Origin of the sequence: Pseudomonas sp. 18175, from assembly GCF_050432925.1 — a bacterium.
In the GTDB taxonomy this organism is placed as follows: Bacteria; Pseudomonadota; Gammaproteobacteria; order Pseudomonadales; family Pseudomonadaceae; genus Aquipseudomonas.
The window spans coordinates 154,855-178,949 of record NZ_JBKFTO010000011.1; the positions used below are offsets into that span (position 1 = coordinate 154,855).

23 protein-coding genes are annotated in these 24,095 nt (G+C 61.9%); 12 read left to right on the forward strand and 11 right to left on the reverse strand.

Annotation, left to right across the window (positions count from 1 at the left end):
* Positions 1-113 precede the first annotated feature (113 nt).
* Both ACLD1Y_RS16910 and ACLD1Y_RS16915 read left to right on the forward strand, forming a co-directional pair.
* On the forward strand, positions 114-506 hold the full coding sequence (locus ACLD1Y_RS16910; protein WP_429479023.1) for a MerR family transcriptional regulator: 393 nt from the start codon (positions 114-116) through the stop codon (positions 504-506).
* Positions 507-522: 16 nt separating this feature from the next.
* The gene (locus tag ACLD1Y_RS16915; protein ID WP_429479025.1) at positions 523-1,422 is read left to right on the forward strand and encodes a hydroxymethylglutaryl-CoA lyase; all 900 of its coding nucleotides are present in this window, start codon (positions 523-525) and stop codon (positions 1,420-1,422) included.
* 547 nt (positions 1,423-1,969) lie between these two features.
* On the opposite strand, the gene ACLD1Y_RS16920 is transcribed toward ACLD1Y_RS16915, so the two are convergent.
* The gene (locus ACLD1Y_RS16920; protein ID WP_429479027.1) at positions 1,970-3,640 is read right to left on the reverse strand and encodes an AMP-binding protein; all 1,671 of its coding nucleotides are present in this window, start codon (positions 3,638-3,640) and stop codon (positions 1,970-1,972) included.
* 140 nt (positions 3,641-3,780) lie between these two features.
* On the opposite strand from ACLD1Y_RS16920, the gene ACLD1Y_RS16925 reads away from it, so the two are divergent.
* The 4 genes from ACLD1Y_RS16925 to ACLD1Y_RS16940 are packed head-to-tail and all read left to right on the forward strand — an operon-like array spanning position 3,781 to position 9,303.
* Positions 3,781-4,944 carry an isovaleryl-CoA dehydrogenase gene (locus ACLD1Y_RS16925; RefSeq protein ID WP_429479029.1) on the forward strand — a complete coding sequence of 388 codons (1,164 nt, stop codon included), beginning with the start codon at positions 3,781-3,783 and terminating at the stop codon, positions 4,942-4,944.
* A gap of 11 nt (positions 4,945-4,955) precedes the next feature.
* A complete protein-coding gene (locus ACLD1Y_RS16930; protein ID WP_429479031.1) occupies positions 4,956-6,563 on the forward strand; it encodes a carboxyl transferase domain-containing protein in 1,608 nt (535 codons plus the stop codon).
* A gap of 14 nt (positions 6,564-6,577) precedes the next feature.
* Positions 6,578-7,384 (forward strand): gamma-carboxygeranoyl-CoA hydratase, encoded by an 807-nt coding sequence (locus tag ACLD1Y_RS16935; RefSeq protein ID WP_429479033.1) that lies wholly within the window; start codon positions 6,578-6,580, stop codon positions 7,382-7,384.
* Positions 7,381-9,303, forward strand: a complete 1,923-nt coding sequence (locus ACLD1Y_RS16940; RefSeq protein ID WP_429479035.1) for a biotin carboxylase N-terminal domain-containing protein — start codon at positions 7,381-7,383, stop codon at positions 9,301-9,303. The genes ACLD1Y_RS16935 and ACLD1Y_RS16940 overlap by 4 nt, the downstream gene beginning before the upstream one ends.
* Here ACLD1Y_RS16940 and ACLD1Y_RS16945 read toward each other — a convergent pair.
* The gene (locus ACLD1Y_RS16945) at positions 9,300-9,938 is read right to left on the reverse strand and encodes a LexA family protein (RefSeq protein ID WP_429479036.1); all 639 of its coding nucleotides are present in this window, start codon (positions 9,936-9,938) and stop codon (positions 9,300-9,302) included. The two genes, ACLD1Y_RS16940 and ACLD1Y_RS16945, sit on opposite strands and share 4 nt — an antisense overlap.
* A 131-nt stretch (positions 9,939-10,069) precedes the next feature.
* Here ACLD1Y_RS16945 and ACLD1Y_RS16950 point away from each other — a divergent pair, with 131 nt between their 5' ends.
* The gene (locus ACLD1Y_RS16950) at positions 10,070-10,420 is read left to right on the forward strand and encodes a DUF6124 family protein (RefSeq protein WP_429479037.1); all 351 of its coding nucleotides are present in this window, start codon (positions 10,070-10,072) and stop codon (positions 10,418-10,420) included.
* Positions 10,421-10,885: 465 nt separating this feature from the next.
* Positions 10,886-12,037 (forward strand): M14 family metallopeptidase, encoded by a 1,152-nt coding sequence (locus ACLD1Y_RS16955; RefSeq protein WP_429479038.1) that lies wholly within the window; start codon positions 10,886-10,888, stop codon positions 12,035-12,037.
* Here ACLD1Y_RS16955 and ACLD1Y_RS16960 read toward each other — a convergent pair.
* Positions 12,034-12,573: a cytochrome b gene (locus ACLD1Y_RS16960; protein WP_429479039.1), complete on the reverse strand. Its 540-nt coding sequence runs from the start codon at positions 12,571-12,573 to the stop codon at positions 12,034-12,036. The genes ACLD1Y_RS16955 and ACLD1Y_RS16960 overlap by 4 nt on opposite strands.
* Complete coding sequence (locus ACLD1Y_RS16965; RefSeq protein WP_429479041.1) at positions 12,570-13,667, reverse strand: catalase family peroxidase; 1,098 nt, start codon at positions 13,665-13,667, stop codon at positions 12,570-12,572. Before ACLD1Y_RS16965 ends, ACLD1Y_RS16960 begins: the two co-directional genes overlap by 4 nt.
* 169 nt (positions 13,668-13,836) lie before the next feature.
* Here ACLD1Y_RS16965 and ACLD1Y_RS16970 point away from each other — a divergent pair, with 169 nt between their 5' ends.
* A complete protein-coding gene (locus ACLD1Y_RS16970) occupies positions 13,837-14,343 on the forward strand; it encodes a sigma-70 family RNA polymerase sigma factor (RefSeq protein WP_429479043.1) in 507 nt (168 codons plus the stop codon).
* Positions 14,340-15,077, forward strand: coding sequence for an anti-sigma factor family protein (locus tag ACLD1Y_RS16975; RefSeq protein WP_429479045.1), 738 nt, complete (start codon positions 14,340-14,342; stop codon positions 15,075-15,077). Before ACLD1Y_RS16970 ends, ACLD1Y_RS16975 begins: the two co-directional genes overlap by 4 nt.
* Here ACLD1Y_RS16975 and ACLD1Y_RS16980 read toward each other — a convergent pair.
* From ACLD1Y_RS16980 to ACLD1Y_RS17010, 7 genes are read right to left on the reverse strand one after another with little or no spacing between them, the layout of a single operon-like run.
* Positions 15,074-16,060: a Csu type fimbrial protein gene (locus tag ACLD1Y_RS16980; protein WP_429479046.1), complete on the reverse strand. Its 987-nt coding sequence runs from the start codon at positions 16,058-16,060 to the stop codon at positions 15,074-15,076. The genes ACLD1Y_RS16975 and ACLD1Y_RS16980 overlap by 4 nt on opposite strands.
* 16 nt (positions 16,061-16,076) lie before the next feature.
* On the reverse strand, positions 16,077-18,470 hold the full coding sequence (locus tag ACLD1Y_RS16985) for a fimbria/pilus outer membrane usher protein (protein ID WP_429479047.1): 2,394 nt from the start codon (positions 18,468-18,470) through the stop codon (positions 16,077-16,079).
* A gap of 40 nt (positions 18,471-18,510) precedes the next feature.
* A complete protein-coding gene (locus tag ACLD1Y_RS16990; RefSeq protein ID WP_429479049.1) occupies positions 18,511-19,296 on the reverse strand; it encodes a fimbrial biogenesis chaperone in 786 nt (261 codons plus the stop codon).
* Positions 19,297-19,323: 27 nt separating this feature from the next.
* A complete protein-coding gene (locus ACLD1Y_RS16995) occupies positions 19,324-19,824 on the reverse strand; it encodes a Csu type fimbrial protein (protein ID WP_429479051.1) in 501 nt (166 codons plus the stop codon).
* 5 nt (positions 19,825-19,829) lie between these two features.
* Positions 19,830-20,363 carry a Csu type fimbrial protein gene (locus ACLD1Y_RS17000; protein WP_429479053.1) on the reverse strand — a complete coding sequence of 178 codons (534 nt, stop codon included), beginning with the start codon at positions 20,361-20,363 and terminating at the stop codon, positions 19,830-19,832.
* An 18-nt stretch (positions 20,364-20,381) separates the two neighbouring features.
* Entirely contained in the window at positions 20,382-20,927 is a 546-nt protein-coding gene (locus ACLD1Y_RS17005) for a Csu type fimbrial protein (RefSeq protein ID WP_429479055.1), read from the reverse strand.
* Complete coding sequence (locus ACLD1Y_RS17010) at positions 20,921-21,418, reverse strand: Csu type fimbrial protein (RefSeq protein WP_429479102.1); 498 nt, start codon at positions 21,416-21,418, stop codon at positions 20,921-20,923. The genes ACLD1Y_RS17005 and ACLD1Y_RS17010 overlap by 7 nt, the downstream gene beginning before the upstream one ends.
* Before the next feature lie 215 nt (positions 21,419-21,633).
* On the opposite strand from ACLD1Y_RS17010, the gene zapE reads away from it, so the two are divergent.
* Together zapE and ACLD1Y_RS17020 are read left to right on the forward strand one after the other, a co-directional pair.
* Complete coding sequence (gene zapE, locus ACLD1Y_RS17015; RefSeq protein ID WP_429479057.1) at positions 21,634-22,728, forward strand: cell division protein ZapE; 1,095 nt, start codon at positions 21,634-21,636, stop codon at positions 22,726-22,728.
* 40 nt (positions 22,729-22,768) lie between these two features.
* Positions 22,769-24,070 (forward strand): protein kinase, encoded by a 1,302-nt coding sequence (locus ACLD1Y_RS17020; protein WP_429479059.1) that lies wholly within the window; start codon positions 22,769-22,771, stop codon positions 24,068-24,070.
* Positions 24,071-24,095: the final 25 nt, after the last annotated feature.

A 24,095-nucleotide genomic window follows, 5' to 3' on the forward strand; every position in this document is an offset into this window, starting at 1 on the left:
GGGCCAAGCCCGCTCACCACAACAAGCCCGCTCACCACAAAAACGCGCCATCCTTGACGTTAACGTCAACCAGCCATTAGCTTAGTGCCCAAGACATCTTCTCAGGCACAACCATGAGCACCACCTATAGCATCTCCGACCTCGCCCGCGAGCTCGACATCACCACCCGCGCCATTCGCTTCTACGAAGAACAAGGCCTGCTGGCCCCGGAACGCCGGGGCCAGGAGCGTATCTATTCGGCGCGGGACAAAGTCAGCCTCAAGCTGATCCTGCGCGGTAAACGCATTGGCTTCTCCCTGGCCGAATGCCGTGAACTCATCGAACTCTACGACCCCACCAGCGGCAACCACGTCCAGCTCAATAGCATGCTCGCCAAGATCACCGAGCGTCGTGAACAGCTGGAACAGCAACTGCTGGATATCGAACAAATGAAGCTGGAGCTGGACACCGCCGAAGAGCGCTGCACCCAGGCCCTGGCCCACACCATGAGCCAGGCTGGCCATTGATCAGAAGGTAACTGCCATGTCCCTCCCCTACCATGTGCGCCTGGTGGAAGTCGGTCCGCGCGACGGTTTGCAGAACGAAGCCCAACCCATCAGCGTGGCGGACAAGGTCCAGTTGGTGGACGCATTGAGCGCAGCGGGTTTGAGCTATATCGAAGTGGGGAGCTTTGTCTCGCCCAAGTGGGTGCCGCAAATGGCCGGTTCCGCCGAGGTATTTGCGCAGATCCAGCGCAAGCCCGGGGTGACCTATGGCGCGCTGGCGCCGAACCTGCGCGGTTTTGAAGACGCGTTGGCCGCAGGGGTCAAGGAAGTGGCGGTGTTTGCGGCGGCGTCCGAGGCGTTTTCCCAGCGCAATATCAACTGCTCCATCAGCGAAAGCCTGGAGCGCTTCGCACCGATCATGGCGGCAGCCAAACAACACGGCATCAGCGTGCGTGGGTATGTGTCGTGTGTGTTGGGTTGCCCTTACGAAGGTGAGATCGCCCCCGAGCAAGTCGCGGCCGTCGCACGGGAACTGTATGCCATGGGCTGCTATGAGGTATCCCTGGGCGACACCATCGGCACCGGCACGGCGGGCGCCACACGACGGTTGTTCGAAGTGGTGAGTGCGCAGGTGCCACGGGACAAGCTCGCCGGGCATTTCCACGACACCTACGGCCAGGCCGTCGCCAATATCTACGCCAGCCTGTTGGAAGGCATCAACGTGTTCGACAGCTCTATCGCGGGCCTCGGCGGCTGCCCTTATGCCAAGGGCGCCAGCGGTAACGTTGCCACCGAAGACGTGGTGTACCTGCTCAATGGCTTGGGTATCGACACCGGAATTGACCTGGATGCCTTGATTGGCGCGGGCCAGCAAATCAGCAACGTGCTGGGCCGGCCCACTGGGTCGCGGGTGGCCAAGGCGCGTAACGCCGGTTGAGTAGCTTAGCCGTGACAATGTGTTACCGCACGCCTACACATCGAGTAACACGGGAACATATTTTGTCGTATTTGCCGTAGGCCATTTCCCTCACAAATATTAAATCGTTGATTTTAAAGGCTTTTTAAAAGTTGGCACGGCTTCTGCTATCTCTATGGCATAACAAGAATAAAAAGCGCCAAACCTAATAAAAATAAGACGAAACGACTCTGACATAACAAAAACAACACGGCAGAGACGCAGCTAACAGATTTTTTTGGAGAAGATGTGCTTCGCAGGGAACGGCAATGCCGAAACCCGCAACCGGTTAGAGAAAAATAAAACTACCTCAGGTAGCTACCCACTGGTTGGATCGATAACGAAGAAGCAGATCAGCGCTCAAAAAAATACGTTTGCTCTTGACCCCGGATGGGGGTCGCCAAAAACAGCGGTAAAGGGTAACGGTTGCCAAAAACAACAATAGACCGCCCCTCAATAATAAAAAAAGAGCACGCAACGACAAATTAAAGGGGACCTTAGGGTCCCCTTTGTGCTTTCTGTGATTCAGCTATTTATCTGATACAACACTATTCGAAAGGTGGGAGCTGGATTGGGTTCGCAGCTCCTCAATCGAGATTTCGCGCATGCGGAATTTCTGGATCTTGCCCGTCACCGTCATCGGGAACTCATCCACAAACTTGAAATACCTAGGCGTCTTGAAGTGTGCGATCCGGTCCTTGCACCAGGTTTGCAACTCCACCTCGTTGGCCACATGGCCCGGGTGGAACTTGACCCAGGCGACGATCTCTTCGCCATAACGCTCGTCCGGAATGCCAATGACCTGCACATCTGCCACCGCCGGATGGGTGAAGAAAAACTCTTCCAACTCACGCGGGTACACGTTCTCGCCCCCGCGAATGATCATGTCCTTGTTGCGCCCGGCGATGCACACATAGCCCTGCTCATCCATGCTCGCCAAGTCGCCGGTGTGCATCCAGCCGGCGGCGTCGATGGCCTCGTGGGTGGCGTCGGGGTTATTCCAGTAGCCGAGCATCACGCTGTAGCCGCGGGTGCACAACTCGCCGATCTCGCCACGTACCACGGTGTTACCGGCAGGGTCGATGATCTTGCTCTCCAACTGCGGCTGGGTGCGGCCAACCGTGGTCACGCGGCGCTCCAGGTCGTCAGTGGCGCCGGTCTGCAACGACACCGGGCTGGTTTCGGTCATGCCGTAGGCAATCTGCACTTCGCCCATGTGCAACTCGCTGATGACCCGGCGCATCACTTCGATGGGGCACGTGGCGCCGGCCATGATGCCGGTGCGCAGGCTGACCAGGTCGAACTCGCCACGGCGCGGGTGATCGAGCATGGCGATAAACATGGTGGGCACGCCGTACAGGCCGGTGGCGCGCTCTTCGGCGACGGCGGTCAGGGTCAACAACGGATCGAAGCCGTCATTGGGGTAAATCATCGTGGTGCCGTGGGTGATGCAACCCAGGTTGCCCATCACCATGGCGAAACAGTGATACAGCGGCACCGGGATCACCAGGCGGTCCTGGGCGGTGAGGCCCAGGCTTTCGCCGACCATGTAACCGTTATTGAGAATGTTGTGATGGCTGAGGGTGGCGCCCTTGGGGAAACCGGTGGTGCCAGAGGTGTACTGGATGTTCACGGGTTGGTCGAAGTGCAGGCTGGCTTGGTGGGTGTGCAGTTGTTCGGGCGGGACGCCTGCGCCAAGGGCCGCAAGCTGCGACCAGGGCATAAAGCCGGTAGGCGGGCTAGGGTCGAGGCTGATAAGGCCACGCAGGTCAGGCTTAAGTGCCTGCAGCATCGCGTGGTAATCCGAACCCTTGAACGACCCGGCGCACACCAGCCACTGGCAACCGGACTGCTTGAGCACGTAATCCAGCTCACTGCTGCGATAGGCCGGGTTGATGTTGACCAGGATCACCCCGAGCTTGGCGCTGGCGATCTGGCTGATGCACCACTCGGCGCAGTTAGGCGCCCAGATCCCCAGGCGATCACCGGTCTGCATGCCCAGGGCCAGGAACGCACGGGCGTGCAGGTCGACAGCTTCGGCCAACTGCCGCCAGCTGTAGCGGCGCTGCTGATGGCGCACCACCAACGCTTCGCCATCGGGATACTGCGCAACGGTGTTATCGAAGGCTTGGCCGATCGTCATGGCCAGCAAGGTCTTGTCCTGGGAGCCACGGCTGTAGCTCTGGTTCGATTGTTCCATAACGACCCCTGTTGTCTTTTTTGTAGGTTGACGTAAACGTAAACTACGATTGACAGCCCTGCAACGCAAGCTTACGTTAACGTAAAGGTGAGCACGCGCTCCCCCCTTATAAAAACAACGTTCAACTAAGGTGCCCGTCCATGAGTTACCCGTCCCTGAACTTCGCCCTCGGCGAAACCATCGACATGCTGCGCGACCAGGTGCAGTCCTTTGTAGCCAAGGAAATCGCACCCCGCGCGGCACAAATCGACAGCGACAACCTGTTCCCTGCCGACCTGTGGCGCAAGTTCGGTGACATGGGCCTGCTTGGTATCACCGTGGCGGAAGAGTACGGCGGCGCGGGCCTGGGTTACTTGGCTCACGTAGTGACCATGGAAGAAATCAGCCGCGGTTCGGCGTCGGTGGCGTTGTCCTACGGCGCCCATTCCAACCTGTGTGTGAACCAGATCAACCGCAACGGCAACCACGCGCAAAAACTCAAGTACCTGCCTCAACTCATCAGCGGCGAACACGTTGGCGCCCTGGCCATGAGCGAGCCGAACGCCGGCTCCGATGTGGTCTCGATGAAACTGCGCGCCGACAAGCGCGGCGATCACTACGTACTCAATGGCAGCAAGACCTGGATCACCAACGGCCCCGACGCCAGCACCTACGTGATCTACGCCAAGACCGACCTGGAAAAAGGTCCCCACGGCATCACCGCGTTTATCGTCGAGCGCGACTGGAAAGGCTTCAGCCGCAGCAACAAGTTCGACAAATTGGGCATGCGCGGCTCCAACACCTGCGAGCTGTTTTTCGATGACGTGGAGGTGCCCGAAGACAACATCCTCGGCGCCCTCAACGGCGGCGTCAAAGTGCTGATGAGCGGCCTGGACTACGAGCGCGTGGTGCTCTCCGGCGGCCCTACCGGGATCATGCAAGCCTGCATGGACCTGATCGTGCCTTACATCCACGACCGCAAGCAGTTCGGCCAGAGCATCGGCGAATTCCAGCTGATCCAGGGCAAGGTCGCCGACATGTACACCCAACTCAACGCCAGCCGCGCCTACCTGTACGCGGTGGCCCAGGCTTGCGAACGTGGCGAAACCACACGCAAGGACGCCGCCGGAGTGATCCTCTACAGCGCCGAACGCGCGACACAGATGGCGCTGGACGCGATCCAGATCCTGGGCGGCAACGGCTACATCAATGAATTCCCTGCCGGGCGCCTGCTGCGCGACGCCAAGCTGTACGAAATCGGCGCTGGCACCAGTGAGATCCGGCGGATGTTGATCGGTCGCGAACTGTTCAACGAAACCCGCTGAGGGAGCGATCCATGGCCACCTTGCACACTCAACTGAACCCACGCTCGGCGGAGTTCGCCGCCAACAGCGCAGCAATGCGCCAACAGGTCGACGCCCTGCACACCCTGCTCGCCCATGTGCAGCAAGGCGGCGGCGCCAAGGCTCAGGAACGGCACACGTCGCGGGGAAAACTGCTACCCCGTGAGCGTATCGATCGCCTGCTCGACCCCGGTTCGCCATTCCTGGAACTCAGCCAACTGGCCGCCCACCAGGTGTATGGCGAGGATGTGCCCGCTGCCGGGGTGATTGCCGGTATCGGCCGCGTGGAAGGCGTGGAATGCATGATCGTCGCCAACGACGCGACGGTGAAAGGCGGCTCCTACTACCCACTCACCGTAAAAAAACACCTGCGCGCCCAGACCATCGCCGAGCAGAACCGCCTGCCGTGCATCTACCTGGTGGACTCCGGCGGCGCCAACCTGCCGCGCCAGGATGAAGTATTTCCCGACCGCGAGCACTTCGGGCGGATCTTCTTCAACCAAGCCAATATGAGCGCCCAGGGCATCCCGCAGATTGCCGTGGTGATGGGCTCATGCACCGCTGGCGGCGCCTATGTGCCGGCGATGGCGGATGAGGCGATCATGGTGCGTCAGCAAGCCACCATCTTCTTGGCCGGCCCGCCGCTGGTAAAGGCCGCAACCGGCGAAGTGGTGAGTGCCGAAGACCTGGGCGGTGCCGACGTGCACTGCAAGGTCTCCGGCGTGGCCGACCACTATGCCGACAGCGACGAGCACGCCCTGGCCTTGGCCCGGCGCAGCGTGGCCAACCTGAACTGGCGCAAACAGGGCCAGTTGCAGCAGCGCCCGCCTGTCGCACCGCTGTACAGCGCCGAAGAGCTGTACGGCGTGATCCCGGCCGACGCCAAGCAGCCGTTCGATGTGCGTGAGGTGATCGCACGACTGGTGGACGGGTCGGTATTCGATGAGTTCAAGGCACTGTTTGGCACGACCTTGGTGTGCGGCTTTGCGCACCTGCACGGCTACCCGATGGCGATCCTGGCCAACAACGGGATTTTGTTTGCCGAAGCGGCGCAAAAAGGCGCGCACTTTATCGAGCTGGCCTGCCAGCGCGGGATCCCCCTGCTGTTTTTGCAGAACATCACCGGGTTCATGGTCGGCCAGAAATACGAAGCCGGCGGCATCGCCAAGCACGGTGCCAAGCTGGTCACGGCGGTGGCGTGTGCCAAGGTGCCGAAATTCACCGTGATCATCGGCGGCAGCTTCGGCGCGGGCAACTACGGCATGTGCGGCCGCGCCTATGACCCGCGCTTCTTGTGGATGTGGCCGAACGCACGCATCGGCGTGATGGGCGCTGAACAGGCGGCTGGCGTGCTGGTGCAGGTCAAGCGTGAGCAGGCCGAACGGGCGGGGAACGGCTTCAGTGCCGAGGAAGAAGCCGCGATCAAGCAGCCTATCCTTGACCAGTACGAAACCCAGGGCCACCCCTATTACTCCAGCGCGCGCCTGTGGGATGACGGGGTCATCGACCCATTGCAGACCCGCGATGTACTGGCCCTGGCCCTTTCTGCCGCGTTGAATGCCCCCATCGAGCCGAGCCGCTTCGGCGTGTTCCGCATGTAAATGGAGCTGTACCCATGAGCGATTTCAACACCCTCGAACTGATCACCGACAGCCGCGGCTTTGCCACGCTGTGGCTCAGTCGTGAAGCCAAAAACAACGCGTTCAATGCCGAAATGATCCGGGAGCTGATCATCGCCCTCGACCACGTGCAGGGCGACCCCTCCTTGCGCTTTTTGCTGCTGCGCGCACGCGGCAAGCATTTCAGCGCCGGCGCCGACCTGGCCTGGATGCAGCAATCGGCCGAACTGGATTACCACACCAACCTGGACGACGCTCGCGAGCTGGCAGAGCTGATGTACAACCTGGCCAAGCTGAAAATCCCGACTCTGGCGGTGGTACAAGGCGCGGCCTATGGCGGCGCGCTGGGCCTGATCAGTTGCTGTGACATGGCGATTGGCGCCGATGATGCGCAGTTCTGCCTATCGGAAGTGCGTATCGGCTTGGCCCCGGCGGTGATCAGCCCATTCGTGGTGCAGGCCATCGGCGAACGTGCGGCGCGGCGTTATGCGCTGACCGCCGAGCGTTTTGGCGGCCAGCGTGCCCGCGAGATCGGCCTGCTGGCGGAAAGCTACCCTACCAACGACCTTCCCCTGCATGTGGAGCACTGGATCAGCAACCTGTTGCAAAACAGCCCAGCGGCCATGCGCGCCAGCAAAGACCTGCTGCGGGAAGTCGGCAACGGCGCCCTCACCCCAGCGCTGCGTCGCTATTGTGAGAATGCTATCGCCCGTATTCGCGTCAGCGCCGAAGGCCAGGAAGGCTTACGCGCGTTCCTGCAAAAACGCCCACCGAGCTGGCAGGCGCAGGAGCCACGTTCATGACCACATTAACGACCGTACTGGTGGCCAACCGTGGCGAGATCGCCTGCCGGGTGATGCGCACCGCCAAGGCCATGGGCTTGACCACCGTGGCCGTGCACAGCGCCATCGACCGCGACGCCCGGCACAGCCGCGAGGCGGATATCCGCGTGGACCTGGGGGGCAGCAAGGCCACCGAGAGCTACCTGCAAATCGATAAGTTGATCGCTGCGGCCCAGGCCAGTGGCGCCCAAGCGATTCATCCGGGCTACGGCTTTTTATCGGAGAACGCAGGGTTTGCCCGGGCGATTGAGGCCGCAGGCTTGATCTTCCTCGGCCCGCCCGCTTCGGCCATTGACGCCATGGGCAGCAAGTCCGCCGCCAAGGCCTTGATGGAAACCGCCGGCGTGCCGCTGGTGCCGGGCTACCACGGGCAAGCCCAGGACCTGGACACCTTCCGCGCCGCCTGCGAACGCATCGGTTACCCGGTGTTGCTCAAGGCCACGGCCGGGGGCGGTGGTAAGGGCATGAAAGTGGTCGAGGACGTCAGCCAACTGGCCGAAGCCCTGGCCTCGGCCCAGCGAGAGGCGCTGTCGTCGTTTGGCAATGGGCAGATGCTGGTGGAGAAATACCTGCTCAAGCCCCGCCATGTGGAAATCCAGGTGTTTGCCGATCAACACGGGCATTGCCTGTACCTCAATGAGCGTGATTGCTCGATCCAACGTCGCCACCAAAAAGTCGTCGAGGAAGCGCCCGCGCCGGGGCTGAGTGCTGAACAGCGCAAGGCCATGGGCGAAGCCGCCGTGCGTGCTGCCCAGGCCATCGGTTATGTGGGCGCAGGCACGGTGGAGTTTTTGCTGGACGCGCGCGGTGAATTCTTTTTTATGGAGATGAACACGAGGCTGCAGGTCGAACACCCGGTGACCGAGGCGATTACCGGGCTGGACCTGGTGGCCTGGCAGATCCGCGTGGCCCAGGGCGAGGCGCTGCCAATCACCCAGGAACAGGTGCCGCTGGTGGGTCATGCGATTGAAGTGCGCCTTTATGCCGAAGACCCGGCCAATGACTTCCTGCCGGCCACCGGCCACCTGGCGCTGTACCGCGAATCCGCAGCGGGCCCCGGGCGTCGCGTGGACAGCGGCGTGGAGCAAGGCGATAGCGTGTCGCCCTTCTACGACCCGATGCTGGGCAAACTGATTGCCTGGGGCGAGGACCGTGAACAAGCGCGGTTGCGCTTGCTCAGCATGCTTGATGAGTTCGCCATAGGCGGGCTCAAGACCAACCTGGGCTTTTTGCGGCGCATCATCGGCCATCCAGCCTTCGCGGCTGCGGAGCTGGATACCGGGTTTATTCCGCGTTACCAGGACGAGTTGCTACCCGCGCCGGGGGCCTTGAGCGATGCGTTCTGGCAGGCGGCCGGGGCGGCGTTTATGCAGAGCACGCCTGCGGGTGAAGGGCCTTGGGCAGACACCCGGGGGTTCCGTGCGGGCTTGCCGACGCAGGTTTCCCTGCATTTGAGCGGCAATGGGCAGGATCGGCTGGTGACGCTTGCGGGCAACGCGCAACTGCAAGGCGAGCAGTTGTTGATCGACGATCAGGGCGTGCGGCGTGCCCACCTGGCCTTTCGTAACGGAGGCACCTTGTACCTGCGTTGGGATGGCGAAATGCACGGGGTGAGCCTGTTCGACCCGATTGCAGCGGTTGCGGCCAACCAGTCCCATCAAGGCGGCCTCACGGCGCCCATGAACGGCAGCATCGTGCGCGTGTTGGTGGAACCGGGCCAACAGGTTGAAGCAGGCACGCAGTTGGTGGTGCTGGAGGCGATGAAGATGGAACACAGCATCCGCGCCCCGCACGCCGGGGTGGTCAAGGCACTGTTCTGCCAGGAAGGCGAAATGGTTGCCGAAGGTTGCGCACTGGTGGAACTCGACACCGCTGATTAGAACCTGGCGGTAGCCTGCACCACGACGCCGAGGATGCGGCAATCGTCGGTCAACAGCACTTTGGGATAGGTCGGGTTGAGCGGCACCAGGTAAAGCTGGCCGCTTTCTTCCCGCAACTGGCGAAAGGTCGCCTGGGGGCTGGCGGCCCATTGGGCGACGACCAGTTTGCCTGGCTCGGCGGTGATGGCCGGGTCCACCAGAATCATCATCCCCGCGCCGATGCTTAGGCCGCTGGGCGCCGTCATGGCGTCACTTGTAACCGGCAGCCAAAAGGCCTCGCCCTGTGCGTGATAGTCCGTCAGTTCAAAGCGGGGGGCGCCATAGGTTGCACGTGTTTCGCGGATTTCACACAGGCCTTTCCAATCGCTGACCGGGTAGCGGAAATACGGGTTGTAGTGTTTTTGCACTGGCCGGTCGCCCTCTTGGCCGCGCTCACGTACCTCAAGTAATACTTCCAGGTAGCCGAGGCCCAACGCCTCCAGCACACGGTTCATGTCCTCAAGACTCGGCACACGCCGCTTGTTGAGCCAATGGCCGACGCCGCCCTGGGACATGCCCAAGCGCTCCGCCAGTTCGCCCTGCGTGACCTTGCGGTCGCTCATGTTGGCCTTGACCAACGCTATCCAGTTATCCATGGCGCCAGACGATACGTGAGGTATTCTCCAGGGCAATAAACAGTTTGTAGTAATCCATAAAACGACATAAATACGATACGTACTATTATCGGGCATAAGGTTTTCGACACCCACACGGAGTACCGCCCCTTATGACGACAACCCATTGCCCGCAGCCCGAAACACCCGAACACAATGAGCTGCACGACATGCGCAGCAGCGGCGCTGCCCGTCGTGCACTGGACTATTACTTGAAAGAAGATATGTCGGCGCCCGTTGCGGATGGCGCGCTGTTCGCCATCAAGCCCGAGATCACCCAGGAAGAAGCCCTGGTCCATGCCTCAGACCTGTTGCGCAGCGCAGCGGCCACGGCCTATGAATCGGCGAGCAACCATCAGGGCAATCAGCGAGACCTGGCGTTTTCGGTGGTGTATTTGATTGATATGGCAAAGGCCATGGTGGAGCGGTCGTTGCAGGCGCCACAGGCTCAGGCAAACGGATAGCAGGCGCGAAAGAAAAATATTTCTATCTCACGGATAAAAACATTTGACTTGCAAATGATAATGATTATTATTGGACCCAGCTGATCGCGAGATCAGTCGATAGACCAAGGGACCTTAGGTCGGACTCTTGGAATATCTCCTCATCAGGCTAATCACGGTTTTTGACCCGGCTCTTTGGCCGGGTCTTTTTTTTGCCAGTTTCCCTGGCATGGCTTCAGGCTAATGAAGACTGTGTGTTGCTCGATGGCGCGCATGGTAGCAAAAGACCATCGCCAAAAGAAAGCCGAACCAGCGCTCTAGCCCGGATCTTTGCGAATTAGCGCTTGAGAATCAATCTCATAGAAACTAAGCTGCGGCGGCGTCAAGGACGACGCCCCCTCCTCCCTGCAACAATTTTGCGTCAAGATTTTGCCCCGCGCCTGTGTAAGATATCCGCCACAACACTCATATTCAGGCACCCAGACTATGACAGTGGCCTTGACCTCCATCAGAATCAGCAGCAACTTCGACAGTGGAAATATCCAGGTACTGGATGCCCACGATGCCTACCAGTTGCTGCTGGCAATCAAACCCGATACGCGCAGCCAGCATTTCCAGTGGTTCCACTTCAAGGCCGAAGGCATGCACGTGGGCCACACCCACACCTTTCGCCTGAGCAACGCGGGCAAGTCGTCCTACCCACACGCCTGGGACGGCTACCACGCGGTGGCCTCCTACGACCATATCAACTGGTTCCGGGTGCCTTCGCGCTTTGACGGAGAAATCCTGCATATCAGCCTCAAGACCCACGAAAAGCACGCGTGGTTCGCGTATTTCGAACCCTACAGCCGTGAACGCCACAATTGGCTGATCCAGCAAGCCCTGAGCCGCGCCGACACCCAGTTGCTGGCAACCGGTAAAAGTGTCGAAGGCCGTGACATCCAACTGCTGCGTCGCGGCAAAGGCGGCGAAGGCCGGCGCAACGTCTGGATCATCGCCCAGCAGCATCCCGGCGAGCACATGGCCGAATGGTTTATGGAAGGCATCATCGAACGCCTGCAGCAGGACGGCGACGCCGAGATGAAAAAACTGCTGAAAGTCGCCGACCTATACCTGGTTCCCAATATGAACCCGGACGGCGCTTTCCACGGTCACCTTCGCACCAACGCCATGGGCCAGGACCTCAACCGCGCATGGCAGAGCGCCAGCCAAGAGATCAGCCCCGAAGTGCTGTTCGTTCAACAGCAAATGGAAAAATACGGCGTGGACCTGTTCCTCGATATCCACGGCGATGAAGAGATTCCCTACGTGTTCACCGCCGGCTGTGAAGGCAACCCCGGCTACACGCCACGTATCGAGGGGCTGGAGAAACACTTTCGCAGCCACCTGAACGCACTGACCCGCGACTTCCAGACCACCCACGGCTACACCCGCGACTTACCAGGCGAAGCCAACATGACCTTGGCCTGCAACGCCGTGGGCGAGCAATACGACTGCCTGTCGTTGACCCTGGAAATGCCGTTCAAAGACAACAACGACGCCCCCAACCCCCACACCGGCTGGTCGGGCAAGCGCTCGATGCAACTGGGTAAGGATGTGTTGAGCAGCGTCGCTGATATCATCAACCACCTGCGCTAGGGTTTGGTGCCAGTCATGCTTTGCAGCACGCCATCACGGCGGACCAGCCCATGGAACAACGCCGCCGCCAGGTGCAGCAGCACCGTCAGGAACAACAGGTAGGCCAGGTACCCATGGGCCTTGCGCAACAGTGCAAACAACGGCGCATTGGCCCCCACCAGCGCCGGCAACTGCACCGAACTGCTGAGCATCACCGGGTCACCCGCCGCTGAAATCATCGCCCAGCCCAGCAACGGCAACACCAGCATCAAGCCATACAGCACCAAGTGGGACGCCTTGGCCGCCAGCACTTGCCACAATGGCAAGTCAGCGGGCAACGGCGGTTGGCGTGTAGAAAAGCGCACCACCAGCCGCACGATCACCAGTGCCAGGATCGCGATCCCCAACGGCTTGTGCAGGTGGATCAGCCATTCGTGCCGCTCTGAAACAGACGCCGCCAACCCTGCGCCGATAAACAACATGGCGATGACCATCAGCGCCATCAACCAGTGCAGCAGGCGCGCCAGCGGGGCGAAAAACCGGGGTTGGGCATTCATGGCTTCGACTCCTGAGGGGCACTCTTCTGAACACCCGTGTGCAACGGGCTGACTTCACCGGCGCGACGCAGGTAGGAGCTGGCATAGGCCGCCGAACGTGCTGCCAGCAGCGGGTCATTGGAGGCTTCGATGCCACTGGGCAAGATCAACGGGTCGAAATTGATATCCCGGCAATCACCGTCGGCCTGTGGCTGGCTGCTTTGCAGCACCAGGGTGCCGGCGTTGAGCACCTTGTGCTCGCCGGTCCACGGCTTGCTGGCGTCGTCCAGCGGGTCGCCGGGGTTGGCCAGGGTCATGTTCAATTGCCAACGCAACGGCCCGCTGGCCAAACGTTGCACCAGGTCTTTTTCGAGGAAGTCACTGCCGGCCGGCGCGCTGTCGCCTGAGGCATCCTGGCTCTGGGGCACTACTCCCCACCGCACTGCCTGGCGCTTGCCATCGGCGCCCACCAGGTAAAACGCGTTGATGCCGTTATAGGTTTCGGTCGCATAGCTGGTCGATGGCTTGGCCGTCTTGACCCACGCCAGAAACGCCGCGGTTTCGGGATGAGCGGCAAAAAACGCGGGCATCGCCGCCGGGTTCGGTTTGCCGGTAGCCGGGTCCGGCGCGCCGGCCTTGAGCAAACCGTAGAACGCTTCAGGCGTGCCCACCGGGAACACCGGCATGCTGTTCATCCCCGTGCGCCATTGCTGGCCGTTGGCCTGGCTGAACTGCAGGGCTAAGCTGCGGATCGGCACACTGCTGTCCGGTGCATAGGGGTTGCCGCTGGGCAGAGCGAAGCGGCCGATCACTGGGGTCTTGGCTTCGCTGAACACCTGGGCGCTGGAGTAGGCACGGGCATCAGCACTGCTCTCGAAATACCCGGCTACGCAGACGCCCTTGGCATGGTTGCGGCGAAAGCCCGGGTGCACGCCGTTATTGGCCTCCAGAGCATTGACCAGGGTTTTCGGGCGCAGGCGTTGTGGGTCGAGTGTGCCGTTGACGTAGGCAAAAGCCCCCGCAACAACCGCAACCACGGCGCCGATTCCCACGAGTCGCGCGATCAGGCTCGCAGTGCTCAACGGCGGACGGGGCGGTGATGAGTGATCTACCATGAAGAATCTCCAGGGCCATAGGCCTTAGGGGTGGAACATAAGGTCGGAGCATTAAGACGAACGCCGTTGTGCTCTATTCCCTGGCCTTGGATTTATTTCCAAGGGCCGGGAATAATCGTCAACGCCACGCGTCTCCCTAGTCCCAGCGTAGTGACCAGCCAGATACCCCATGCATGAACTCGACGAACCGTTACGTGAACTCATCCCCAGGCTGCGGCGCTTTGCCGTGTCCCTGACCCGTAACGCCAGCAGCGCCGACGACTTGGTGCAATCGAGCCTGGAGCGGGCGATCACCCGTTGGGCCGACAAACGCCCGGAAGGTGACCTGCGCGCCTGGCTGTTTTCGATCCTCTACCGCCAGTTCCTCGACGCCCACCGTCGCACCCGACGCTACGCACGCATGCTGGAATTCTTTACCGGGCGCGATGATGCGCAACCGTCGGTGGAGCGCACGGTGATCGCCCAATCGACCCTGCAAGCCTTCGACCAACTGGGCACCGAGCAGCGCGCACTGCTGCTGTGGGTGTCGGTCGAGGGCTTGAGCTACAAGGAAGTCGCCGAAATCCTGGAGGTGCCCATCGGCACCGTGATGTCGCGTTTGTCCCGAGCGCGCCAAGCCTTGCGTCAACTCAGTGATGGCGAAATTGCCAGCCCTTCCCTGCGGATACTCAAATGATCAGCCTGCCCCCCAGCGAACGCGATTTACATGCCTACGTCGACCACCAGCTCCTGGACAGCGACCGTCGCGTGCTTGAAACCTACCTGGCCGCCCACCCCGACGTGGCGGCCCAGGTACATGCCTGGCAGCACGACGCGCAATTGCTGCGCGCCGCCTTGGGCGGTGCCCTGCAACAACCGGCCAACCCCAACCTCGACCCAGCGCTGATTCGCCAACGCATCCAACACCAATCACGCAGGCACTTCGCCACGGCGGCGGTGTTGCTGATTGCCGTCAGCCTCGGCGGCCTGGGCGGCTGGCACGCCCGCGAAGCCACCCAAGCGCCCCTGTTGCCCATGGCCGATGCGATGCAGGCTTACCGCCTGTTTGCCCAGGACGGCATCATGCCCGCCGACTACCAGGCCCAAGGCAGCGGTAATATGCAGGCCTGGCTCGACCGCTACTTCAACCAGGCCCACCGCCTGCCGGACTTGAGCGCGTCGGGGTTCATGCCGGTCAGCGGGCGCCTGCTCACCACCGACCAAGGTGCGGCAGCCATGGTGCTGTATGAGGACCCGCAGGGCCGGCGGATCAGTTTCTACATTCGCCCGCCGGGACCGGATAACGGTTTCCTGCCCAAAGGCAGCCGCAGTGCCGATGGGTTGCAGGCCCAATTCTGGTCGGGCGCGGGCTACAACTATGCGCTGGTCAAGCCCGTGGATCAGCCATCCCCGCCCCTGCAGGCGTTCTAGAACCCGACGTCGAGCACCACGTTATCGGTGTAGGTGCCGCCCGGCGGAGTCGCTTGGTCGGTATAGATCTTGGCGTTGTAGTTGAAGACCTGACTGCCGGTACCCAGGCCATTGCCCGGTAACACGTCGGCGGTGGCACTGGCCCGTCGCGCCGCACCGACACTCCCCCAACGGGTGGTGCCGGCACTGACGAAGATGTCGTAGGCCAACAAGTTGGTCCCGGAAATCATCTGCCGCCGCCCGCCCACACTGACGGGATGCTGGCCGTCGCTGAGACCGACGGTGTAGGCGCTGCCTTTGGTGCAGTTGACGCTGGCCTGGCCGTTCACAGTGGCAAACGCGCTGACCACTGGCGCGCTGCCAAAGCTGATGGGGGGCGTGGTGATCTGGCAGTCATTGGTCACCAGCATGCTCACGCTCAACGTGGACGTACCCGTGCCGGTATCACGCCCCAGGCAGATGCCGATCAAGTTGATGCCCGAGCAATAGTCCCAAGCCCACACAATACTCAGGGTTTCGCTGTACAGCCCCGCCGCCACATTACTGCCGGTGAGGCTGCCAAAGTACAACGGCAAGGTTTTTGGACCCGGCGCGAACACCAGACCGTAGGTGGCGGCGATGCCTCCATTACCGCCAAAGTCGAATCGGGTGTTCCGGGCAATGGGGTAGGTGGTGGTGTTGTTACCATAGATCGTATAACCGATCACATCCCCCGTCGGTCCGACCATACCGCCCTGCGCCGAGCCTGTGATGGTTGCGTAGAAATGGTCCCCCGAGCCCAGTACGGACAAGACCAACGGTGTACAACTCAAGCCGGCGTTGGTGGTGGAACTCGATTGTGCGGTGGTGCGTACCATCATCGAACTCACCGAGCCGAAACTTGCAGGCGACGTGGCGACCGCGCTGCACGCTGCCTGCACGTGTACCGATACGCCCAGACTCCCGATTGCCAACACCTTCCACAGCCATTCCCTGACCCGCACACGCGCACTCCTTAAGTCATTGACACACCAGCGGCCCGATCAAGGGCACCTGCTCCTCGGCGGGATTAAGGTCAAAGGTTGCCTGGCAGCTCTGGCCGTCACCCAGCGTGACTTGCAGGGTGTTGTGCGTCGCCAGGTTCTCCAGGTAGACCAAACCATCCCAGCCCACCACCGCCAGCCCGCCGCTTTGCTCGTGACGCACCTGGCTGCCCAGGGGTAAATCCTGATGCTGGGCGTCCACCAATGTGATGCTCGCGGCAATCACCCGACGCATCGGAAACTCCAACAGGTAACCGCTGCCCCGACGTACTGCCACACGCTGTTCAACGTTGGCCACCTGCACGTTGGTGGGCAGGTTCAATGGGTCAACCTCATATTTGGCGCGGTAGTAAGCGCTGCTCCACGGCACCAGCAAGTGACCGTTGCGGTCGGTTTCGCCCACCACCTGATTTTCGTAGCGCACTGGTACACCGGCAAAACCATCGGTGCTGACCACCACAAAGGCATCGTTGACCTGGTTGGCGGTAAAGAACTGCTTGTCCATCCACACCAGCGAACCGGACGCATCGGCCCAGCGGGTTTGCGCCTCGCTGGTGCCATACACACCGGCCTGCAACTGCACCGACTGCAAGCGCCAGGTCAGGTCGGCTTGGCGGTAGGCCGGCCCGTCGCCACTGGCATAGCCCAGGTTAAAGCCCACGCCGCCCGCCGTCGGGACTGCCCGGCTGTAATTGACCCGCTGTTGCACCTGGCCGCTGTTGCTGCGTTCGCTGCCCACGCTGAGGCTGCCGTAGAGATCGAACGGAATGATCAATTGCCCCTGTACCGCCCAGTTGCTATCACCGATTTCGCGGTTGGCCGACAGATAAAAACTGGTGTTGCGCCACAGCGACTTGCTCCACGTCAGGTTCAGCAAGCGTGTGCGCGAGTCATCCGCCGCCTGCACATCGAAATAACCCACGCCGAGGCTGCCAAAGTCATTGAGGTTCAAGCTCAGCGTCACTTGTTCGCTGCGCTTGCTGAGGCTGGCGTAGGGCGTATCGATCAGGGTCAGGTCGGCGTATTGGTCGCGGCGCTCGACCCGCTGGTACGACAGGCTGTAACGCTGGCTGCTGTACTGATAGCCCAGGCTTAGTTGCTGGCCCGAGCCACCGTCGAACTGGCTTTGGCTGACCGCCGTATTGAGCACGCCAAAATTGCCCAGCCGCAGATTGCCGCCCACGCCGCCCAGGGTCAGGTCGCTGGCGGCTTCGGCATGCCCCTCCACGGTGAACGCGTCCGACAGCCCATAGCGAAACGTGCCACTGGCCACGCCGGGCCCGTAACCGAAATCCCGCACGGTGTAGTCGCGTCGCAGATTACCGGCCGACACCGAAAAATCCGACAAGCCTTTTTGCAGCAACGTGCTGGTGACATAGAACGGCACCGTGGTCGATACCTGCCGCCCAAGTGTGTCGGTGGTCACCACCACGGCCTCGCCCGCCCCGTTGATAAACGGCACGTTGGTCAGGGTGTAGGGACCGGGCTGCAGATCGGCGCTGCTGGACTTGTAGCCGTTGATAAACAGGTCCACCGATGACGGCACCGCCGCCTCCCCGGCGAACTGTGGCAAGGGATAGGTCACCAGGTCCGGGCGCACACCGAAGTCGCGGGACACCTGCACCCCACCCAGGCGCACTGAACTGCTCCAGGGCAAGGCGGCGCTGATGACATCACCCGCCTCATAGGTCAGCAGGCGCTCATCGTCAGAAAAACGCCAGGTCGTGTCATAACGCCGATAGCCATTGTTGAAGGTGCTGCCTTCAACCTCCCGACCAATCGTGCTGCGGTACTGGCCCGTGTTGGACAACGTGCCCCACGTGTCGAACAGGCGCACTTCGTTGAACACCGCCAGGTAGGTGCCGCTGTCGTCGGTGTCATTGAGGTAGGCGTCATAGTTGAGCAGCGCGCCAAAGCTGGTCAGCGCCTGGGTGCGCGGGTAGCTGCTGCGATTGCCGATAAACTGCTCCGGCAGCCAGGCTGGCGGCACGGTCAACATCAGGCGCTGGGCCTGGCTGTCGTAGTCGCTGTGCAGGCCCGGCAGCTTATCCAGGTCGACCTCGGTGGGCACTTCACCCGGCAACTTCATGCCGATGTCCTGCAACGCGCTCGCCGCCAGGAACAAGCCTCCTGCGCGCTGGCTGACAGCCACCACCCGGCCGGTATCACGCTGGTTGACCACCAACTCCAGGAACAACTGAGCATCGGCTACAGCCTCCATACTGCTGGGAGGGGGCGGCAACGGCGCAGCCTCGCCCAGCGGCACAATCACCAGGCCAGACAGACTTGCCACCACCCACACCGACCGCCATAGACAACGAGCCCAATCGCGACTCACCAAGGCCTTGTGTCCATCAATGGACATCTCCATCCGTTAAACCTGGGGCTATTCCCTGCCCTTTCGCACTGTTCTATCGGCCCGGTGCAAGGCTCTCCACTTGGGTGGCGCCATTGACCCTCACTTGCAACGCCTGGTCAGCGGCCACGCCGGCCGGCACCGGCCAGCGCATGGTTGCGCCCGGCAGCACGTAGCCCATCAGCCCGTCCACCAACGGGAGAGACTGGCTGCCCTGCTTGAAACTGGCATCGGTCAGGCGGGCATGCACGGCGCCCTGGTTGCGCATTTCCACATAGTTGCGCCCGCCCACGGTGACCTTCTTCCAGCTCAGGTTTGGCTGGCCGGCGGTCTTGGGGTCGCGGTCACGGGTGCCATCGACCTTGTTCCACAGGCCCGGGCCATAGGCGAACAACGGCACTGAGTAGCGCATCTGAAAACGCACGGCGGCGGCGGTCTTGCCATCGGCCGCCGTGGCGACGGGCTCGGCAGAAGGGATTTCATCGATGATGATGCGGTAGGCCAGCTCCTGGCCGGGTGGCACGTCCTTGGTGCGGGTCAGCCTTATCAACTGCTTTTGCCCTGGCGCGATCTTCGCCACCGGTGGGCTGCCGATCACATCGCGCTGGGCCTGATACTGCTCATCAAACCCACTCTGGCTCCAGGCAAATACCCTTACCTGCAAATTGGCGGTTTCGGTGCCACGGTTTTCCAGCCACAACGCACTGGCCTGTTGGTCGGCCTCCAGCACCGGGTCAATCGGCCAGATCAGCACCGAGCTGGCCGCCTGCACCGGGCCTGCCGCCAACCCCAGCAACGCGCAAACCCCTGCTACCCATCCACGCCGGGAAGCTTCATACATAAATCCCACTCCTTATTGCCAATCGTCTTACCACGTCAGCTGCACCTGCAGCGTGTCGCTGTACGTCCCCCCAGGCGTGTTGCCCGGTAGTTGCACCCGGCCGTAAATCGGCAAAGTGATGTTATTGGCGTTGCTGTAGGCCACGCTGACGCTCTGGCTGATGCCCAGGCTTTGGCTCAACGCCGCATCGCGAAACAGCTGATAAGCAACCTTGGCCGTACCGCTGTCGAGCTGCATGCGCCGCCCACTGCTGTTATACAAACCGCCGTCGACCGTCATACTCAACGCCACCCCGGGCGTGCATTGCAAAACCACCGAGCTGGTCAACGCCACCGACGCCGTACTGGTGGCCAGCGCTGAATAGCTGCCGAACGCCAGGCTGCCGTAATTGGTGCCGCCGGTAACCACCAGGCAGCCCGGCGTAATGGTCGCGCTCACCAGGAACGACTGGCTGGTGACGGCCAGCAGCGACACCGGCATCCCCCAGCCGATACACACTGCCAGCGCTGCACACCCCGCCCGTTTCATCGCCGTTAGAAGGTCAGCGTGACGTTGATCGTGTCGGTGTAAGTACCGGCCGGCAGCCCCGCCTTGCCGACGGCCCTACCGTAGATATTCACGGACTGGGCCACGCCGGTACTGGCCGCCAGGGGGATCACCCCGCCGATTGCAATCAAGCTCGAATGGGCACTGTCGGTGAAGAGGTCGTAAGGCACGTAATTGGCAACGCCGTCGTACAACGCGCGGGTGCCACCGGGGGACTTGCCGTCATTGGCTCCGGCCGCCACTGTCAGCGTTGGCGAGGTGCCCGCCGAACAGAGGATCGACAACGCACCACCGCCACCGCCCAGCACCTGCCCGGAGGACTCGGTAAACAAGCTATTGGCGGTACCGAAGGACAAATCGCCGAAGCTCATCCCGGCGGTCGCCGCCGCGCCATTGACCTGGCAACTGCTCGTCAGCACCAGGGTGGCCTTGACCGTACCGGCCACTGTGGCCGCCTGTGATCCCGACACCCACGCCAATGCCAACAAGGGAAAAACTGCTTTGGATACAAGTGCATGCATGATGTTCATCCTCATGGTTTACCAATCCAGAGTCACCGTCAGGGTGTCTGTATAGATGCCGGCCGGTAGGGCCCTGGTATTCGCCACCACCGAGCCGAATACCGGGATCGGTACCTGGGCGCCTTTGGTCACGACGAAATTGCGTTGCTGGCCGATGCTGTAGGTGCTACGCCCCAGCGGGTCAGCCGACAAACGATAGGGAATGGTCTGACGACCGTTGCTCAGGCGCCGCGTAGCGCCATCACCATTGACGCCGCCATCGATGGTCACCGTGAAGCTGCTGACCAACGACGGGTTGCAGGACACTGCCAGCGGCGCCTTGTCACCATCGGTGACGCCGCTGGTCAGGCGGTTGTCCCAGGTCGGGCCATGGCTACCGAAATCCAGCATCGCCGCCCCACTGTCTGGTGTTACCGGGGCGATGTCGGGGCCTTTACTGACCTGGCAACTGGCGGTGATCACCAACCGTGCATGGACCTGCCCGGCTACGCTCGCCGCCTGCACGTCATCGGCCAGCAACAGCAGGCCGCCCATGGCCACCAGGGCCAGGCACCGGCTCACCATGTGACCGTGACCTTGAGCAGGTCGGAATAACGCCCGACGGCGGGAATACCCTTGAGTGGTTCGATACGCCCATAGAGCGGCAGGTCGACGCTGCCGGAATCGGGCACACGGCCGCTGAGGGGCACATCCACCGGCAAGGGGATACGCCGCGCAGCGTCGGCATAAATACGATAGGGAATGGGTGCACCTGACGGGGTGGCGCTCAGGTAACGCACTTCGCCGGTGCCGCCATGCAGGCCACCGTCAACGCGCATCTGGTAGGGCGTATCGGGGTTGCACTCCAGGCGCGGCTGGCGCTGGCTGATCAGCGCCGCACTCAGGGGCCCGGCCGGGTCATCCAGACGCGGGCCGCTGCCGAAATCCAATACGCCAAGTTGCTCGATGCCAGCCTCGCGGGTGGTGCCCACCAGTTGGCAACCCCGCTGCACGTCGATGCGCACTTCCACTTGGAGTTGCGCAGCGTAAGCCGTGTTGCAGAGCATCGCGCCCATGACTGCCAATACTGCTCGTCCCTTCACTGCCCCAAATCCTTGTACAGGGGTGACTGCTGTGTATGAGGTTAGTCAGTCAACGAGATTCTGCCAGTGCTTAAGGGAATGGCCGCGCGACATGCTTTTTCGAGATAGCTGGCGACATCCTTCTCTATTGGTCAAATCGCGGCGAGCGCCCTAAAGTGAGCGACCACCGACCAACAGAGTGATTTGCCTTGGCCCCGCGCTCGCTGATTCGTCGTTTACTCGGTAAAAAAACCGACACACTCGACGCCTCGCCCATCCCACCGTTCTTTCAGCAAAAAGCCGCGCAACAGGGCTATACCCTCAGCGCCGGGCAAACCCTGGCCATCGCCGCCCTGGCCCGCGAAACCCAGCACCTGCTCGCAGGCGTTGCAACACGCAGCCTGTACCTGCACGGGCCGGTGGGGCGCGGTAAAAGCTGGCTGCTGGATGGCTTTTTCCAGGCACTGCCGATTGCCGAAAAACAACGTGTGCACTTCCACGATTTCTTCGCGCGTCTGCACAAAGGTATGTTCCAGCACCAGTATCAGGACGATGCCCTGGCGATCACCCTGAATGAGCTACTGGCCGATTGCCAGGTGCTGTGTTTCGACGAATTCCATGTGCATGACATCGGCGATGCCATGCTCATCAGCCGCTTATTCAAGGCCCTGTTCCAGCGCGGCGTGCTGGTGCTGGTCACCTCCAACTACCCGCCCGAAGGGCTGCTGCCCAACCCTCTGTACCACGAGCGTTTCAAGCCGGTGATCGACTTGATCGCGGCGCGCATGGACGTACTGGAAGTCAGCTCGCCCCAGGACTTTCGCAGCCTGCCCCAGGCGCAAAGCACCCAGCGTTTTACCCAAGGCCGCTATGTATGGCCGGGCACCGCGAGCCAGCGTGAAGCGCTCGATCTGCCGGCGGCGGACTGTCCGCCACAGCCCCTGGCCGTCGGTAACCGCCAGTTGCGCTGCCGCCACCAACAAGGCCGCACCATCGCCTTCACCTTCAACGACTTGTGCGAACAGCTCACCGCCGTGATGGACTACCTGCTGCTGTGCCAGGACTTCGACCACTGGATCATCGACGGCCTGCCCCTTCTGGCGGACTGCCCGATTGCCGTGCAGCAACGCTTTATCAACCTGGTGGACGTGCTCTACGACAAGGATAAGCACCTGATCCTGATCGGCCCGCAGCCCCTGGCCGACTGCCTGGCCGGCCAGGCGATCGACCTGGCGCGCACGGCCAGCCGCTTGGGCCAATTAGGCCAAGTGAACCCGCAACCGCTACCCGACCCGGTATCATGACCGCCAATTACGCCTCCATTGCCCAGAGAACGTGTCGTTCATGCATACCCTCGCCCAACTCAAGGCCGGCCAATTGGCCGGTATCACGCGCCTGGACCTGTCCTGCGGGCTGACCGAGTTCCCCCAGGAAATCTTCGAACTGGCCGACTCCCTGGAAATCCTCAACCTCAGTGGCAACGCCCTGAGCAGCCTGCCCGACGACCTGCACCGCTTGCCCCATCTGCGCGTGTTGTTCTGCTCGGACAACCGGTTTACCGCGCTGCCGGAATGCCTGGGCCAGTGCACCAAGCTGAGCATGATCGGCTTCAAGGCCAACCAGATCAGCCACGTGCCCGCCGCCGCGTTACCGCCGTTGTTGCGCTGGTTGATCCTTACCGACAACCAGATCAGCCAATTGCCGGATGAGCTGGGCCACAGGCCGTTGCTGCAAAAATTCATGCTGGCCGGCAATCACTTGACCCATCTGCCGGAGAGCCTGGCCAACTGCCATAACCTCGAATTGCTGCGCATCGCCTCCAACCGCTTCACCCACTTGCCAGAATGGTTGCTGGCGTTGCCGAGCCTGACTTGGCTGGCCTACGCCGGTAACCCGGTGGAAATGGCGGTTGAGGTTCAGGCTGAGGATGCGACGCCGGACATCCCGTGGTCCGAGCTGGAACTGGCCGAAGTGCTGGGGGAAGGCGCCTCGGGAGTCATCCGTAAGGCCCTATGGAAAGCGTCGGGCAAGCCCGTGGCGGTGAAACTCTACAAGGGCACCATCACCAGCGACGGCTCGCCGCTGCACGAAATGCAGGCGTGCATTGCCGCCGGGCAGCATCCCAACCTGATCAAGGTGGAAGGCCGCGTGGTCGGCCACCCCGACGACCAGGCCGCGCTGGTGATGGACCTGATCGACCCGAGCTATCGCAACCTTGCCGCACTGCCGAGCCTGGCCTCGTGCACCCGCGATATCTACGCACCCGACACTCGTTTCAGCCTTGAGGTGGCACTGCACATAGCGCGAGGCATCGCCTCGGTGGCGGCGCACCTGCACCGGCACGGCATCACCCATGGTGACCTGTATGGCCACAACATCCTGTGGAATGAAGCCGGGGATTGTTTGCTGGGGGACTTTGGCGCGGCATCGTTCCATGCCACGGCGGACACCTTGGAAACCCGGGCGTTGCAGCGCATTGAAGTGCGGGCGTTTGGGGTGTTGCTGGGGGAATTGTTGGAGCGGGTTGAGGGGGAAGTCAGTGAGGAGCTGCTAGCGTTGCGCGACAGCTGCTGCCAGCCGGATGTGTTGGCACGACCGGGCTTCGAGGAAATTGAAGTCGTACTCAGTTCCCTCCATCACCACTAAACCAATGTGGGAGCGGGCTTGCTGG

Bases quoted from the DNA above. Each gene is read 5' to 3' on its own strand.
- ACLD1Y_RS16960 (WP_429479039.1), bottom strand. From the start codon at position 12,573: ATGAATGCCCAACCCCGGTTTTTCGCCCCGCTGGCGCGCCTGCTGCAC.
- ACLD1Y_RS16910 (WP_429479023.1), top strand. From the start codon at position 114: ATGAGCACCACCTATAGCATCTCCGACCTCGCCCGCGAGCTCGACATC.
- ACLD1Y_RS16970 (WP_429479043.1), top strand. From the start codon at position 13,837: ATGCATGAACTCGACGAACCGTTACGTGAACTCATCCCCAGGCTGCGG.
- ACLD1Y_RS16975 (WP_429479045.1), top strand. From the start codon at position 14,340: ATGATCAGCCTGCCCCCCAGCGAACGCGATTTACATGCCTACGTCGAC.
- ACLD1Y_RS16920 (WP_429479027.1), bottom strand. From the start codon at position 3,640: ATGGAACAATCGAACCAGAGCTACAGCCGTGGCTCCCAGGACAAGACC.
- ACLD1Y_RS17010 (WP_429479102.1), bottom strand. From the start codon at position 21,418: ATGGGCGCGATGCTCTGCAACACGGCTTACGCTGCGCAACTCCAAGTG.
- ACLD1Y_RS17020 (WP_429479059.1), top strand. From the start codon at position 22,769: ATGCATACCCTCGCCCAACTCAAGGCCGGCCAATTGGCCGGTATCACG.
- ACLD1Y_RS16950 (WP_429479037.1), top strand. From the start codon at position 10,070: ATGACGACAACCCATTGCCCGCAGCCCGAAACACCCGAACACAATGAG.
- ACLD1Y_RS16930 (WP_429479031.1), top strand. From the start codon at position 4,956: ATGGCCACCTTGCACACTCAACTGAACCCACGCTCGGCGGAGTTCGCC.
- ACLD1Y_RS16985 (WP_429479047.1), bottom strand. From the start codon at position 18,470: ATGGAGATGTCCATTGATGGACACAAGGCCTTGGTGAGTCGCGATTGG.
- ACLD1Y_RS17000 (WP_429479053.1), bottom strand. From the start codon at position 20,363: ATGCATGCACTTGTATCCAAAGCAGTTTTTCCCTTGTTGGCATTGGCG.
- ACLD1Y_RS16955 (WP_429479038.1), top strand. From the start codon at position 10,886: ATGACAGTGGCCTTGACCTCCATCAGAATCAGCAGCAACTTCGACAGT.
- ACLD1Y_RS16925 (WP_429479029.1), top strand. From the start codon at position 3,781: ATGAGTTACCCGTCCCTGAACTTCGCCCTCGGCGAAACCATCGACATG.
- ACLD1Y_RS17005 (WP_429479055.1), bottom strand. From the start codon at position 20,927: ATGGTGAGCCGGTGCCTGGCCCTGGTGGCCATGGGCGGCCTGCTGTTG.
- ACLD1Y_RS16945 (WP_429479036.1), bottom strand. From the start codon at position 9,938: ATGGATAACTGGATAGCGTTGGTCAAGGCCAACATGAGCGACCGCAAG.
- ACLD1Y_RS16940 (WP_429479035.1), top strand. From the start codon at position 7,381: ATGACCACATTAACGACCGTACTGGTGGCCAACCGTGGCGAGATCGCC.
- ACLD1Y_RS16995 (WP_429479051.1), bottom strand. From the start codon at position 19,824: ATGAAACGGGCGGGGTGTGCAGCGCTGGCAGTGTGTATCGGCTGGGGG.
- ACLD1Y_RS16915 (WP_429479025.1), top strand. From the start codon at position 523: ATGTCCCTCCCCTACCATGTGCGCCTGGTGGAAGTCGGTCCGCGCGAC.
- ACLD1Y_RS16965 (WP_429479041.1), bottom strand. From the start codon at position 13,667: ATGGTAGATCACTCATCACCGCCCCGTCCGCCGTTGAGCACTGCGAGC.
- ACLD1Y_RS16990 (WP_429479049.1), bottom strand. From the start codon at position 19,296: ATGTATGAAGCTTCCCGGCGTGGATGGGTAGCAGGGGTTTGCGCGTTG.
- ACLD1Y_RS16935 (WP_429479033.1), top strand. From the start codon at position 6,578: ATGAGCGATTTCAACACCCTCGAACTGATCACCGACAGCCGCGGCTTT.